13 protein-coding genes are annotated in these 14848 nt (G+C 68.3%); 9 read left to right on the forward strand and 4 right to left on the reverse strand.

Annotated elements, in window-relative coordinates; all coding sequences use genetic code 11:
- The first annotated feature begins 48 nt into the window (after positions 1–48).
- The 5 genes from AC1Z3O_RS20685 (at position 49) to AC1Z3O_RS20705 (ending at position 4863) form a co-directional block, all read left to right on the forward strand.
- A complete protein-coding gene (locus AC1Z3O_RS20685; RefSeq protein ID WP_483517758.1) occupies positions 49–1590 on the forward strand; it encodes an MFS transporter in 1542 nt (513 codons plus the stop codon).
- Between the two features lie 147 nt (positions 1591–1737).
- The gene (locus AC1Z3O_RS20690; RefSeq protein WP_483517759.1) at positions 1738–2295 is read left to right on the forward strand and encodes a helix-turn-helix domain-containing protein; all 558 of its coding nucleotides are present in this window, start codon (positions 1738–1740) and stop codon (positions 2293–2295) included.
- Positions 2296–2406: 111 nt separating this feature from the next.
- Positions 2407–3123 (forward strand): HAD family hydrolase, encoded by a 717-nt coding sequence (locus AC1Z3O_RS20695; protein WP_483517760.1) that lies wholly within the window; start codon positions 2407–2409, stop codon positions 3121–3123.
- A gap of 76 nt (positions 3124–3199) precedes the next feature.
- The gene (locus tag AC1Z3O_RS20700; protein WP_483517761.1) at positions 3200–4252 is read left to right on the forward strand and encodes a phytoene/squalene synthase family protein; all 1053 of its coding nucleotides are present in this window, start codon (positions 3200–3202) and stop codon (positions 4250–4252) included.
- Positions 4253–4314: 62 nt separating this feature from the next.
- Positions 4315–4863, forward strand: a complete 549-nt coding sequence (locus AC1Z3O_RS20705) for a hypothetical protein (RefSeq protein WP_483517762.1) — start codon at positions 4315–4317, stop codon at positions 4861–4863.
- Between the two features lie 15 nt (positions 4864–4878).
- On the opposite strand, the gene AC1Z3O_RS20710 is transcribed toward AC1Z3O_RS20705, so the two are convergent.
- Entirely contained in the window at positions 4879–5184 is a 306-nt protein-coding gene (locus AC1Z3O_RS20710; protein WP_483517763.1) for a hypothetical protein, read from the reverse strand.
- Between the two features lie 129 nt (positions 5185–5313).
- Here AC1Z3O_RS20710 and AC1Z3O_RS20715 point away from each other — a divergent pair, with 129 nt between their 5' ends.
- The 4 genes from AC1Z3O_RS20715 (at position 5314) to AC1Z3O_RS20730 (ending at position 12940) form a co-directional block, all read left to right on the forward strand.
- Complete coding sequence (locus AC1Z3O_RS20715) at positions 5314–6786, forward strand: lactonase family protein (protein ID WP_483517764.1); 1473 nt, start codon at positions 5314–5316, stop codon at positions 6784–6786.
- A gap of 563 nt (positions 6787–7349) precedes the next feature.
- Entirely contained in the window at positions 7350–8603 is a 1254-nt protein-coding gene (locus tag AC1Z3O_RS20720) for a TolC family protein (RefSeq protein WP_483517765.1), read from the forward strand.
- Positions 8604–8652: 49 nt separating this feature from the next.
- Positions 8653–9810 carry an efflux RND transporter periplasmic adaptor subunit gene (locus AC1Z3O_RS20725; RefSeq protein ID WP_483521871.1) on the forward strand — a complete coding sequence of 386 codons (1158 nt, stop codon included), beginning with the start codon at positions 8653–8655 and terminating at the stop codon, positions 9808–9810.
- A gap of 13 nt (positions 9811–9823) precedes the next feature.
- On the forward strand, positions 9824–12940 hold the full coding sequence (locus AC1Z3O_RS20730; protein ID WP_483517766.1) for an efflux RND transporter permease subunit: 3117 nt from the start codon (positions 9824–9826) through the stop codon (positions 12938–12940).
- 138 nt (positions 12941–13078) lie between these two features.
- Here the strand turns inward: AC1Z3O_RS20730 and AC1Z3O_RS20735 are convergent, their stop codons facing one another.
- The 3 genes from AC1Z3O_RS20735 to AC1Z3O_RS20745 form a co-directional block, all read right to left on the reverse strand.
- Positions 13079–13516, reverse strand: coding sequence for a PIN domain-containing protein (locus tag AC1Z3O_RS20735; RefSeq protein WP_483517767.1), 438 nt, complete (start codon positions 13514–13516; stop codon positions 13079–13081).
- Positions 13503–13736: an AbrB/MazE/SpoVT family DNA-binding domain-containing protein gene (locus AC1Z3O_RS20740; protein ID WP_483517768.1), complete on the reverse strand. Its 234-nt coding sequence runs from the start codon at positions 13734–13736 to the stop codon at positions 13503–13505. Before AC1Z3O_RS20740 ends, AC1Z3O_RS20735 begins: the two co-directional genes overlap by 14 nt.
- A gap of 98 nt (positions 13737–13834) precedes the next feature.
- The gene (locus tag AC1Z3O_RS20745) at positions 13835–14806 is read right to left on the reverse strand and encodes a tripartite tricarboxylate transporter substrate binding protein (RefSeq protein ID WP_483517769.1); all 972 of its coding nucleotides are present in this window, start codon (positions 14804–14806) and stop codon (positions 13835–13837) included.
- Between the last annotated feature and the right edge of the window lie 42 nt (positions 14807–14848).

The raw sequence follows: 14848 nt of genomic DNA on the forward strand, positions 1-14848 counted from the left end.
CTTCGATTGGAGGCGCGGTGGCCCGTCGCGGGTCGCCGCGCAATACGCATGACGCTATCCGACTCCCGCAGGAATGCGGTCGCGCTCGCGGCCGTCTGTCTCACGTCGCTGATGTTCGGCCTCGAAATTTCGAGCGTGCCGGTGATCCTGCCGACGCTCGAACACGTGCTGCACGGCGATTTCAACGGCATGCAGTGGATCATGAACGCGTACACGATCGCGTGCACGACCGTGCTGATGGCGGCCGGCACGCTAGCCGACCGGTTCGGCCGCAAGCGCGTGTACGTGATCGGCACCGTGCTGTTCGGCGCGACCTCGCTGCTGTGCGGGCTCGCGCCGAACGTGCCGGTGCTCGTCGCGGGCCGACTGCTGCAGGGCGCGAGCGGCGGCGCGATGCTGATCTGCCAGATCGCGGTGCTGTCGCACCAGTTCCGCGAGGGCCGCGAGCGCGGCCGCGCGTTCGGGATCTGGGGGATCGTGTTCGGGATCGGGCTCGGCTTCGGGCCGATCGTCGGCGGCGCGATCGTCGCGCTTGCCAGCTGGCCGTGGGTGTTCCTCGTCCACGCGCCGCTTGCGGCCGTCGCGCTCGCGCTGATCGGCGGCGCGGTGCAGGAGTCGCGCGATCCGCACGCGGGCAAGCTCGATGTGGCAGGCATCGTCACGCTGTCGCTCGCGGTGCTCGGCCTCGCCTTCTATATCACGCAAAGCGCGGAACTCGGGCTGACGAGCGCAGCGGGCCTCTGCGTGCTCGGCGCGACCGTGCTGGCGCTCGCCGGCTTCTTCGTCGCGGAGCGCGCGAGCGCGCGGCCGATGTTCGATTTCTCCGTGTTCCGGATTCGCGCGTTCACCGGCGCGATCTTCGGTTCGATGGGGATGAACTTCAGCTTCTGGCCGTTCATGATCTACCTGCCGATCTGGTTCCAGGTTGCACTCGGCTACGACAGCGTGACAGCCGGCCTCGCGCTGCTCGCGTACACGCTGCCAACATTGATCGCGCCGCCGGTCGGCGAGCGGCTCGCGCTGCGCTACGGGCCGGGCGTCGTGATTCCGGGCGGCCTGTTCACGATCGCGGCGGGTTTCGCGCTGATGCGGATCGGTAGCGCGGCCGAGCATGCGAGCTGGCTCACAATGCTGCCCGGCTGCGTGATCGCCGGCATCGGGCTCGGCCTCACCAACACGCCCGTCACCAACACGACGACCGGCGCGGTGCCGAGCACGCGCGCCGGGATGGCGTCCGGCATCGACATGAGCGCGCGGATGATCTCGCTCGCGCTGAATATCGCGGCGATGGGCTTCGTGCTGGTTGCAGGGATCGTCGCGAGCCTGAAAGCGGGTATTGGCGGCACGGTCGGCGACGCGGCGCTGCGCACGCTCGCGCAGGAAATCGCGTCCGGCCGCACCGACGGGCTGCAGGCGATCGCGCCGGCGCTTGCGCAGGCCGACCCGACCGGCGCGGCGTTGCATGCGGCGCTCGTGCACGGGTTCGGCTGGGTGATGATGTACGGCGCAGCGGGCGTGGCCGTTCTCGCGACAGCAAGCGCGGTGGCGTTCGCGCCGGCACGGCGCGGGGCCGTGCGAATGACGTCGTAGCTCAGTGAACCGTTGATGTTGTTCGAGCGGCTCACCTGGTGCGTATCGATCGTGCGCGACATGGCGCCCGTTGCTCCGAGCAACACGTTGGGCCTATGCTGGCTGACCCGGCCCACGTGGCCGTGTCCACGACCGCCCCTCACCGCCATGACCGATCTGCTTCCTATCTCCGCGCCGCTGGGTGCCGCGCTGCGGCGCTGGCGCCGGCTGCACCGCGTCAAGCAGGCGCACGCCGCCGCGCTGTTCGGCGTGGCCCAGTCCACCATTTCCCGCTGGGAGTCTGGGGCCATGTTGATGGAGCCGGCGGAGCGGGCCAAGGTGGAGCGGCTGCTGTCGGCGCGGCTCAGCGCAGCGGCCGACCACGCGCTGGCCAGGCTGATCTGCGACAGTCCGCGCCCGATGCACCTGGTCTGCGACCTGACGCACCGGCTGCTGGCATGCTCGCCGGCGCGCGCCGCCGAGTTCCAGGCGCCGCTGTCCGCGTTGATGGGCCGGCCGATGCTGCGCTTCGCCACCGAAGAGATCCTGCGCCGGGAGCTGGCGCTGGAGGCACTGGGCTGGCGCGGCGTGCTCGCGCCGCCGGCGCTGGAGTTCGATACGGGCGCCAACCGCAGCGCGCTGGTGCCGATCCGCTCCAGCCGCTGCCGCTGGACGCGGATCACGCTCGCGGACGGCACCGCCGCGCGCCTGGTCGAGACCTGCTGAGCGCGCCGCCGCGCATGCTTTATGCGTGGACGCACCCGCGCCGACCGCGTACGCTAGGCTGATAGTGGCGGGTGGCGGCGCGCCACCGCCGGATGCAGACAGGAGAACAGCATGATCGAGATCGTAGGCTTCGATGGCGACGATACCTTGTGGCACAGCGAAGGCTACTATCAGCAGGCCCACGCGGACTTTGAAGCCATTGTCGGACGCTATGTCGACGTGGCCGAGGCGCGGGTGCGGGAGCGGCTGCTGGAAATGGAGCGCGCCAACACCCGCTTGTTCGGCTATGGCGTCAAGGCCATGACGCTGTCGCTGATGGAGACCGCCATCGCGCTGACCGACGCGCGCATCAGCGGCGCCGACATGCGCGAGATCCTGGCCATCGGCAAGGCCGTGTTCACGCACCCCGTAGAGCTGCTGCCCGGCATGCGCGAGGCGGTGCGGGCCGTGGCCGCGCGGCACAGGGTGGTGCTGATCACCAAGGGCGACTTGATCCACCAGGAGCGCAAGGTGGCGCAGAGCGGGCTGGCCAGCCTGTTCGAGCGCATCGAGATCGTGTCGGAGAAGGACGATGCCACCTACCGCCGCGTGCTGCGCGGCCTCGGCATCGATGCGCGACACTTCGCCATGGTCGGCAACTCGCTGCGCTCGGATATCGAACCGGTGGTGGCGCTGGGCGGCTGGGGCATCTACATGCCCTACCACGTCACCTGGGCCCACGAGGCCGATACCGGCTTCGACGCCGCGTCGCCTCGCGTGATGCGGGTGGCTGCGGCGGAGGACGTGGCCCCCGCCGTGCAGCGGCTGGACGAGAGCGGCGCGCCTTGAAGCCTGGCGGCGTACGCGGGGACGATACAATGCGGCTGCATTTTCCGTATTCCCCGTCCCTGTCTCTTCCCCTGCCATGTCGACTCCCTCCCGGGCCTTCCTGCTCGGCCCGCTGCTCAAAGGCGTTTCGCGCTCCTTCTACCTGACGCTGCGCATCCTGCCGGAGGGAATGCGCGATCCGGTCGGCCTGGCCTACCTGCTGGCGCGCGCTGCTGACACGATTGCCGATACCGCGCTGATTCCACCCGGGCAGCGCCTGGAGCTGCTGCTGTCGCTGCGCGATCGGGTCAATGGCGCGGCCGACGACGGCACGCTGGTGCGGCGCCTGGCCGAGGAGGTGGCTGGGCAGCAGACCCAGTCGGACGAACGCGTGCTGCTGGAATCGCTGGGCCCCGCGCTGGACGTGCTGGCGCAGCTCGACCTCGCCGACCGGCAGGCCGTGCGCGAGATCGTGAGCACGCTCACCGAGGGCATGGAGTTCGACCTGCGCACCTTCCCCGACGAGCGTTCGGGCCGCATCGTCGCGCTGCAGGAGCCGGCGGAGCTCGATACCTATACGTATCTGGTCGCGGGATGCGTGGGGGAGTTCTGGACCAAGATGACCTACGCCCACCTGCCGGGCACGCTCAAGGGCGATCCTGCGGCGATGCTGGCGCGCGGCGTGCGCTTCGGCAAGGCGCTGCAGATGGTCAACGTGCTGCGCGACTGCGGCAAGGACCTGCGCATCGGCCGCTGCTACCTGCCGCAAGCCATGCTCGAGCGCTTCGGCCTGCGCCCGGAAGACCTGCTGCTGCCCGATGCCTCGCAGCGTGGCCGGCCGCTGATGCACGCGATGGTGCGCACGACTCTAGCGCATTTCCAGGAGGCGATCGCCTACACGCTCGCCATTCCCGCGAACGCCATCCGCCTGCGCCTGGCCTGCCTGTGGCCGATCCTGATCGGCCTCGAGACCCTGTCGCTGCTGGTCGGCAACGATGCCTGGCTGGATCCCGCCAAGGCCTCGAAGCTACCGCGCAGCGGGGTCTACCGCATCCTTGCCTGTTCGGTGCCCCTGGCGCCGATCGACGGCGCGCTGCGGGCGTGGTTCGCGCGCCTGACGACGCGCATCGAGGCCGGATTGCAGGGCTGAGCGGCCGGGCCCGTCCGTTCCGCCTTATGCAGAATCGCCGGTGCGCATGGCATAGTCACGCCATGACCCTGATCGACGAATTCCTGCCCGGCTACGATTTCCACGAGTGCCACACCACCGTCATCCGCGCACCGGCCGGCATTGTGATGGATTGCGCTGCGGGCCAGCGTGCGCAGGACGATGCCTTCATCCGGCTGGCCATCCGGCTGCGTGAACTGCCGTCGCGCCTGCTCGGCCTGTCGCAGCGGCCCGCGCTGGATCTGGGCGATTTCACCTTCCTGGGCCGCGACGGCGACCGCGCGCTCGCCTACGGGCTGACCGGCGCCTTCTGGCGCGCAGACTATGGATTGGTGGATATCCGCACGCCGGAGCTGTTCAAGTCGAACGAGCGGACCGACGTGTGCCGGCTGGTGATGGGGTTTGCTGCCGATGCGGATGCCGCCGGCCGGACCGTGCTGTGCACCGAAACGCGCGTGTTCTGCCCCACGCCGGCTGTCCGCCGCCGCTTCGCGCCCTATTGGTATGCGATTCGTCCGGTCAGCGGACTCATCCGGCGGCGCATGCTGGCCCGTGTGCGGCAGCAGGCAGAGCGCGAGGCGGGGATGGGATGACGCGGCGGCCCGTGCTCAGGCGTCGGCCGCCCGCAGCCGGTTGACGGCCCGGGTCAGTAGCGCGCCCTCCGAAGCGCAGACCACGCTCGCCAGGCGGATCAGCGCTTCATCGAGCGTTCCGGCCTGGGACATGTCGAGGCTGGCCGAGCTTTTCAGCAGCTCGGCTTCCTTTTCCACCCGCTTGCCGAGCTTGCGCACGAATTCCGGGTCGAGCAGGCCGTGGCTGGCGGCATGGGTGATGTGATGAATGAGGCGTATCAGGCCCTCCGGCGTGGTCTCCGTGGGCGTGGCCTCGAAGGCGTCCCGTGCTCGCTTGGGCATGCTGTTTCCCCTTTTTTGCGGCCTGTTTCCGTGGCCTCCCATTGTAGACGTCCAAAAGGGGCGGCCACGTAGGCGTGGTGGCGCACCGTGCGCGCTTGACTTCGCCTCAGGGGATACCACAATTCCCCAATGGCACGTCGCCGTCACGCGGCGCGCCGGGCATGCGTGCGGGGAGCCGGATGCGCCACCGCCGGTTTAGCTTGGGGGTCGACAGAGATGACGATTGCTTCCAGAGGCCGCACGCTCGCCATCGTGCTGGCCCTCGTTTCCGGGCTGGGTGGATGCAGCGGCGGCGATGGCGGCAGTGTGTTCCTCACCAGCCCCGGCAGCGGCAGCGGTTCACTGACCGTGGGCGGCGTAGTGTCCGGCCTGTTACCAGGCACTTCAGTTTCGCTGTTCAACAACAGGACCGACCTGACGGTCGTCAATTCAAACGGGAACTTCCAGTTCTCGGCGGGGCTGGCCAGCGGCGCCCCGTTTGCTGTCACGGTCGCCGTCCAGCCGTCCGGCCAGCGCTGCGCCGTCAGCAATGGCAGCGGCACCATGGGCTCGGCCAACGTGACCGGCGTGCTGGTCGCCTGCACGACCCGCACCCAGTTCGCGCTGGTGACGGACTCGACCGGCAACAGCCTGACGACGTTCGCACTAAACGCCACCAGCGGCGCACTGACGGCGACGGGCGGCCTCGCGGTCCTCACCGGCCAGACGCCGGTCGCGGTCGCGGTGAACCCTGTCGGCACCTTCGCCTATGTCGCGAACAAGGGCTCCGGTTCCGTCTCGGCCTTTTCATTGAACACGGCCAATGGTACGGTCGTGCCACTGCTGGGCGACGTCCAGGTGGGCCTCTCGCCCACTTCCCTGGCCATCCATCCCGCCGGCACCTTCGCCTATGTGGCCAATTTCGGCAGTGGCACCGTTTCCGCGCTGGCAATCAATAGCGGTACGGGCCGTCTGAGCAATATCACCGGCAGCCCGTTCCTGACGCCGGGCGGGCCCTTCGCCCTCGCGCTGCATCCCGCCGGCACCTTTGCCTACCTGCTCAACCAGGCCAACAACGACACGGTATCGACGTATGCCGTGAATCCGTCCAGCGGCGCCCTCAGTCTGGTCCTTGGCAGCGCGCAGGCGACCGGCCGCACGCCGGAGGCCGTCGCCATCAACCCGCAAGGCACGTTCATCTATGTGGCCAGCCGCGATAGCAACACCGTTTCCGTGTTCTCGACCAGCGCGGCCAATGGTTTCCTGCAGATCGTTGCCGGCAGTCCTTTTGTCACCGGTTCGCAACCGTCGGCTGTCGCCGTCAGCCCGGATGGACGGTTCGTGTTCGTGGCGAATGGCAATGACAGCACGGTGTCGGCCTTCGCGGCGGACGCGACCAAGGGCACGCTGAAACCGGTGAACGGCAGTCCCTTTATCGTGGTGCGGAGCCCGACGGCCCTGGCCGTCGACGCCTCGGGTACCTTCGTCTACGTCACGAGCGGCAACGGCAGTGGCATCGGTGTCTTCGCCATCGACCCGGCCAGCGGCGCGCTGACGCTGGTCACCGGGCTCGGTTTGGTTGGCGTGGGCAGCAGCCTGAGCGCCATCGCGCTGTCTCCCTGAGGCCGTCGAACGCCAGGCATCCATCCGCGCGCGGTGCGGCCGCATGGCAGCCATCATGGCGGAGCGCGCGGTGGGCAGGGTGCCGTGCTCTGCCCCGCACCCGTATCACGATCAGGGGGACCGGCGGCCGATTCGCCGCGGTGCCGCGTGATGCAGGGTGGCTTCTGATATGCCTGGGGTTTCCCCTGGGTATTCGCCGTAATACCACGCGGCCTCGCATTTTCTTGCCAGGTTGAAAGCCGTTTGTAATCATCATCGGTTTGAATCTCGCCGGTGGGTTTGCGCGCGCGCCTTTCCTCGGCAGGTTGCCAACAGGTATGCCACAGATTGCAGCAAGAACTGCGCAAGTTCGCTGCGTTTGTGCGCCAATCGACTCTCGCGCCCGCGGGATCCCCGATCTCACTATTGATTCGAATCGAAGCCTTCTGATCGTGCGCTTTTCTTTTTTACGTGCAGCTTCCGCTGCGCTGTTCGCAGTTGCCACTACAGGCGCGCAGGCGGACAGCTCGCCTCTGCCGGCGGACGGGCCCTGCCAGCCGCCGCCGGCCAAGGCCGCCCTGACAATGGCACAGGCCCGCCTGGATGCGCAGCGGTGTAACCGCGACATCATTGCCGCCCGGCGCAATGAGGAAGCCAGCCAGGCCGACATCCAGGTGGCTTCGCAGCGGCCCAACCCGGTGCTCAGCCTGGGCGTGGCCAACATCAACCCGCACCTGGGCGTTGGCAGTGGCAGTCCGCGCAACAAGACGGTGGATTCCACCATCCGCATCGACCAGGTGATCGAGACCGCCAACAAGGGCGGGCTGCGCACGGAAACCGCCCGGCGCGCCAATGTCGCCGCCGGCGAACTGCTGCAAGCGGTCATCACCCAGCAGTCGGCCGCGGTCGACCAGGCCTTCTACAGTGCGGCGGTCAGCCAGGAGCGGGTGGCCGTGCTGACGGAAACGGTCGAGCTGTACCGGCGCACCCAGCAGGCCAACGAGAACCGGCTGAAGGCAGGCGACGTGGCACGCGCCGATGTGACCAAGCTGCAGCTCGACGCGCTGCGCGCGCAGTCCGACCTGCGCCAGGCCACCGCCGACCACCTGCGCGACAAGGCGGCGCTGGCGCAGTCCATCGGCGTGCCGGGCACGCTGCAGGACAACCGCCTGGTGCCGGACTGGCCTGCGCTGGACGCCGCGGCGCCGCTGGCCGGGCCCGATACCCTGGAGCGCCGGCCCGATGTCACCGCCGCCGAGGCGCGCCTGGCCGCCGCGGCATCCGCGCGCGACCTGGCCCGCGCCGGGCGCGTGCCCGACGTCACCGTCGGCGCGCAGGCCGAGCACTACCCGGTGTCCGAAGCCAATCAGACCGGCACGGGCAACAGCTTCGGCGTATTCCTGTCGATCCCGCTGCACGTGCGCCACAGCTTCGGCGGCGAGGCGCGCCGTGCCGAGGTGGACTACTACGCCGCGCTCGACGACCGCAACCGCGTCATGCTCGAGGCGCAGAACGAGATCGGGCGCCTGCATGACCAGGTCGAGGCGTCGCGGCTGTCGCTGCGCCAGATGCGCGAGGCCGTGCTGCCCACGGCCGAGAGCGTGGCCGCCAGCGCCGAGTTCGCCTACGGCAAGGGCGCGTCGGGCGTGCTCGACCTGCTCGACGCGCGCCGCGCGCTGCGCCAGACACGCCTGGACGCGGTCACCGTGCAGGGCGAGTTCGCCAAGGCCCTTTCGGCGTACCGCGCCTCCCTGCAGTCGTCCTCTTCCACCGGCGGCGCCAGCCGCCCCAGCTCTTCAACGAATTCCCAGGTCCGTACCGATGCGCCGCATCCTTGATCCGCAGTCCGTGACAATCGCCGAATCCTCGATCCTGAACCGCCTCGGCATGCCGGCGCGGCTGGTCGCGCTGTCCCTGGCGGCGCTTGCCCTGGCCGCCTGCGGCAAGGCCGAGGCACCCAAGGATGACGGCGAACCGAAGGTGAGCGGGGCCACCATCGCGTTTCCCGCCAATGTGAAAGCCTTGCCCGGCATTGCCGGCGAGCCTGTCAAGCGCGGCGGCGAGCGCATGGTGAGCCTGCCGGGCCGGCTGGTCTGGGACGAGGACCGCACCGTGCGCGTGGCCACTCCCTTCGCCGGCCGCGTCACCGAGATCCTGGTCCAGCCGGGTACCGGCGTGAAGGCGGGCCAGTCGCTCGCCATGCTGACCTCCCCCGACTTCGGCTCGGCGCAGGCCGACGCGCGCAAGGCGGCCGCCGATCACGCGGTCGCGGCCAAGGCGCTGGCGCGCCAGCGCGAACTGTACGACGCGGGCATCGTCGCGCAGAAGGAGCTTGAGCAAAGCCAGGCCGACGCCGCGCGCGCCGCCGCTGACCTGCAGCGGACCCAGGCCGCCCTGCGCCAGTACGGCCAGGCCGGCGCCGACATCGTCAACCAGCGCTTCGCCCTGCGCAGCCCCATCGAGGGCCTGGTGGTCGAGCGCAATATCAACCCCGGCATGGAACTGCGTCCCGACCAGCCGCCGGCCGCACCGCTGTTCCTGGTGACCGACCCCACCGTACTGTGGGCCCAGATCGACGCCGCCGAGGCGGATATCGCCCTGTTCAAGCCCGGCGTCGACGTGCAGCTCCTGTCCGCCGCCTACCCGGGCGAGACCTTCACTGGCAAGGTGGTCAAGGTCGCCGACTACGTCGATCCGACCGCGCGCAGCATCAAGGTGCGGCTGGCCGTGCCCAACCAGGACCGCCGCCTGAAGGCCGAGATGTACGTCACCGCCAAGCTGCGCGCGGCCTCCTTCGACGGCATCGCGGTGCCGTCGAAAGCGGTCTTCCTGGCGGAGAACCGCAACTATGTGTTCGTGCGCAGCGCGCCGAACACCTTTGTGCGCCGCCAGGTCAAGCTGGGCCTGACGCTGCCGGGCACCACCGAAGTGCTGGACGGCCTCAAGGACGGCGAGGAGGTCGTGACCGACGGCAACCTCTACCTGCAGGACATCCTGCGCGATGCCACGGCGGTCAACGCCGCGCGCGCGGCCGAGAAGCACTGAGGACAGCCGCCACATGATTTCGCGCATCGTCAATTTCGCGCTGCACCAGAAGCTGTTCGTCTGGCTCGGCCTGATCATCTTCGTCGGCGGCGGGCTCGCCGCCTTCAAGAACCTGCCCATCGAGGCCTTCCCGGACGTCTCCGACATCCAGGTCAACGTGATCACGCTCTACCCGGGGCGCGCCGCCGAGGAAGTGGAGCGGCAGGTCACCATCCCGATCGAGACCGCGCTGGCGGGGACGCCCAATTCGGTGCGGGTGTTCTCGCATACCCAGTTCGGCCTGTCCTTCCTGATGGTGACCTTCAATGACAAGGCCACCGACGTGACCGCGCGCCAGCAGGTGATCGAGCGGCTGCGCAGCGTCGACCTGCCCGATGGCGTGCACCCCGACCTGGCACCGCTGTCGACCGCGATCGGCGAGATCTACCGCTTCCGGCTGAGCGGCAAGGGCTACACCCCGCAGGAGCTGCGCACGCTGCAGGACTGGGTGGTGGAGAAGAACCTGCGCCAGGTGCCCGGCGTGGCCGACGTGGTCACCATCGGCGGCTCCATCAAGCAATACGAGGTGAATCCCAACCTCGGCAAGATGCGCGACTACAAGGTCTCGCTCGCGCAACTGTTCACCGCGCTGCAGCGGGGCAACGCCAACGCCGGCGGCGGCGCCGTGGCGCACGGGCGGCAGCAGTACCTGCTGCGCTCGCTGGGCAGCTTCCGCAGCTCGGCCGACATCGCCAACGTGGTGGTGGCCGAGAATGGTGGCACGCCCATCCTGGTCAAGGACATCGCCGACGTAAAGGTGGGTGCGGCACCGCCCCAGGGCCTGATGGGCCAGGATGACGAGGACGACATCGTCTCGGGCATCGTGGTGATGCGCAAGGGCGAGAACCCCTCGCTCGTGCTGGAGGCGCTGAAGAAGAAGATCGAGCTGCTCGATTCGCAGATCCTGCCGCGCGGCGTCAAGATCGTGCCCTACTACGACCGCTCCACGCTGATCGACAAGACGCTGCACACCGTGTTCGGCAACCTGGTCGAGGGCGCGCTGCTGGTGATGGCCGTGCTCTACCTGTTCCTGGCCAATGTGCGCGCGGCGGCCATCGTGGCGCTGGTGATCCCGCTGGCGCTGCTGTCCACCTTCATCGGCCTGACCTGGGTGGGCATTCCCGCCAACCTGCTGTCGCTGGGCGCGATGGACTTCGGCATCATCGTGGACGGCGCGGTGATCGTGGTGGAGAACATCTTCAAGCGCCTGGGTGAGCTCAAGGAGCAGCAGATCAAGGACAGCAAGGCGCGCCTGCATGCCATCCTGCAGGCCGCCACCGAGGTAGGCCGGCCGACCGTGTTCTCGATGGTCATCATCATCGCCGCCCACATCCCGATCTTCACGCTGCAGCGCCATGAGGGCAAGATCTTCGCCCCGATGGCCTATACCGTCACCGGCGCCCTGGTGGGCTCGCTGATCATCTCGCTGACGGTGGTGCCGCTGCTGTGCTACCTGTTGCTCAAGAAGAACATCGCCCACGAGGACAACTTCGTGGTGCGCTACTGCAAGCGGCTCTACCAGCCGATGCTGGCCTGGGCGCTCGACCACAAGCGCGCGGTGGTCGGCATCGCCGTGGGCCTGCTGGTGGCCACGCTTGGCGTGGGCAAGTTCCTCGGCAGCGAGTTCCTGCCCGAGCTCGACGAGGGCTCGATGTGGGTCAGCTTCGACTTGCCCGCCTCGGTCTCGCTGGTCGAAGCGCGCGACCAGGCGCGCCGGCTGCGTGGCGTGATCCGCCAGACGCCCGAAGTGAACACCACCATCTCCAAGGTGGGCCGCCCCGACGACGGCACCGATCCGAAGCTGATCAACACCGTCGAGATCCTGGTTGACCTGAAGCCGGACAAGCTGTGGCGCGCCGACTACGACAAGCGCAAGATCATCAAGGAGATCAACCACAACCTGCGGCTGCTGCCCGGCATCGAGCCCAATTTCTCGCAGCCGGTGCGCGACAACATCCTGGAGAGCATCTCGCAGATCAAGGGCCAGATCGTCATCAAGGTGCAGAGCGACAGCCTGGAGCACAACAAGGCGGTGGCCGACCAGATCCTGGCCAACGTGCAGTCGGTCAAGGGTGTGATGCGCGCCTTTATCGACCGCGACGGTGAGCTGCCGCAATATGTGCTCGACTTCGACCGCGCCCAGGCCGCGCGCTACGGCATCAACGTGGCCGACGTGCAGGACCTGATGGAAACCGCGCTGGCCGGCAAGGCGGCGACCGAGCTGTGGGAAGGCGAGAAGCACTTCAGCGTGGCCGTGCGGCTGAAGCCGGGTGAGCGCGAGCTGCCCAACCTGCCGAACATCTTCATGCAGACGGTCGACGGCGCGCAGGTGCCGCTGTCGCAGCTGGTGAGCTTCCGTGCCGCCTCGGGCGCGATGAACATCAGCCGCGAGAACGGCCAGCGCACCACCTCGATCGGCATCTTCATCCATGACCGCGACATGGGCAGCGTGGTCAAGGACATGCAGGCGCTGGTGGCCAAGAACGTCAAGGCCGACGACGTGAAGATCAGCTGGTCGGGCGAGTTCGAGAACCAGGAGCGCGCCATGGCGCGGCTGTCGATCGTGGTGCCGCTGTCGGTACTGCTGATCTTCCTGTTGCTGTTCAACGCCTTCAAGTCGTTCAAGAGCGCCACGCTGATCATCTCGAACATCCCGTTCGCGCTGATCGGCGGCGTGTTCGCGCTGTTCCTGACCGGCATCCCGCTGTCAGTGTCGGCGGCGATCGGCTTCATCGCGCTGTTCGGCCAGGCCGTGCTCAACGGCGTGGTGATGGTGACCTACTTCAACCAGTTGCGCGACGAGGGCATGCCGGTGCGCCAGGCTGTGCTGACCGGTTCGATGGACCGCTTGCGCACGGTGCTGATGACCGCGTTGCTGGCCATGCTGGGCCTGTTCCCGATGGCCATCTCGCGCGCCATCGGCTCCGAGACCCAGCGTCCGCTGGCCATCGTCATCATCGGCGGGCTGATCACCGCCACGCTGCTGACGCTGATCGTGCTGCCGACGCTGTACGAGTGGATGGTCGGCCGTAGCTGGCCGGATGAAGAGGAGCAGAACAACCACGGCCTGCCGGATGCTGTGACCGAGTAAGCGCTGCGCGCTTGCGCTGCGACCCGCCATCGCCCTTGGGGCGATGGCGGGTTTTTTGTTTGCAGGCGGGGAGCGGCGGGATGGGTGGGGCGTGTACGGCCTGACGCCGCGCCACCTCGCGCACGGTTTCCCGCCGCCTCACACGAAGGGGTTCTTCAGCGTGAGGCCTTCCTCGAAGACCCGGCCATCTTGCATGTCTTCGCTATAGAGCGTCCGGCATCCCTCGAGCGACGCGCAGGCCACGATGCACGCGTCATAGAAGGCCAGGCCATGCCGTGCCGCGATCCGCCGCGCCAGGTCGTGCGCGTCCACCGTCAGCGGCGCTACCCGGCACAGGCTCTTGACCAGTTCCAGAAACTGCCCGACCTCGTTCCAGGCCATCCCGAGCTTGCGCACGCAGACGTGGGTCACTTCGTTCAGCACCTGCACGCTGATGACGGGCCTGGCGCGCAGCAGCGCCTCGGCGCGGTCTGCCTTGGCGGAATCGGCCGACAGCAGGTAGAGCACCACATTGCTGTCCAGGAATACCTCGGCTTTCCCAGCCTTGGCACCCCGGGGAGACTTAGCCTCGCTCATTCGCCTCATCCCGGCTGAACTTGAAGTCTGCCGGAAGCTTGCCGCGGAAGCGGCGCAGGCGTTGCAGCAGTTCGTCTGTTCCCGGCTTCTTGCTGACGGCGAAGGTGCGCGGCTGCTCGATCACGATCTCGATATCGTCGCCTTCGCGCAGGTCCAGCGCTTCCACTACGCTCGCCGGCAGGCGCACGGCGAGGCTATTGCCCCACTTTGCAACTTGCATGGGTGACTCCATCGATGGATATACAAAGACAAATTGTATATCCAAAGGTGCGGCCATGTAGCCGCGCCAATCTATGCGGACAGCAGCGTGCGCTCCCCTCAGGCATCCAGGCTGAACCCGATCTCCTTGATGAACTGACCCCAGCGCGCATGGTCTGCCTTGACCTGCGCGGAGAACGCGTCCGGCGTGACCGCCTGCGGCGGCAGCACGCCGATGGCGAACAGGCGCTTGTGGTACGCGGTGTCGGCCAGCACCTTCTGTGCCGCGGCCGACACTGCGGCGACGGTGTCGGCGGGCATGCCCTTGGGGCCGAACAGTGCGAAGTAGCCGCTCAGCACCTCCATGCCGGGATAGCCCAGCTCGCGGAAGGTGGGCGCGCCCGGCGCCATCTCCGTGCGCTCGGGCGTGGTGCTGGCCAGCACCTTGGTCTTGCCTGCCTGGTACAGGGGCACGGCGGTGGTCAGGCCGTCGATCATCAGTGGCACCACGCCGCCCACCAGGTCCTGGGTGGCCGGCGCCGAGCCCTTGTACAGCACGGGTTCGAGGCGGGAGCCGGAGAGCTTGTTGAGCAGCAGCGGGCCGAAGTGCGAGGCGGTGCCCGGCCCGTAGGAAGCGGAATGCAGCGGCGTCTTGCTGCGCTTCGAGTAGGCGATCATCTCGGCCAGTGTGGAGAAGGGGGCATCCTTGTTCGCCACCAGCAGCACAGGCGCGCGGCCCAACTCTGCCAGCGCGGTCAGGTCGGTCAGCGGGTCATAGGGCACCTTGTTGATGTGGGCGCCGGAGGTGGCAGACGAACCCAGCGTGAGCAGCAGCGTGTGGCCGTCGGGTTTGGCGCGGATCACGTCCTGCGTGGCGGGGATGGTGGCGCCGCCCGGCTTGTTCTCCACCACCACGGACTGGCCGGTGAGCTTGCCGAGGTAGTCGGCGAACAGCCGCCCCACCACGTCGGTGCCGCCGCCGGCGGGGTAGGCCACGACCAGGCGTACCGGACGCCTGGGCCAGTCTTCGGCAAGAGCGGGAAGCGGAAGGGCGGCGGCCGCGGCGGCGGTGAGGAACTGGCGGCGATCCATGCGGATGTCTCCTGACAAGGGCGTGCGCGCGACGGGCGCGGA

Source organism: Cupriavidus sp. 09_S30, from assembly GCF_056930435.1.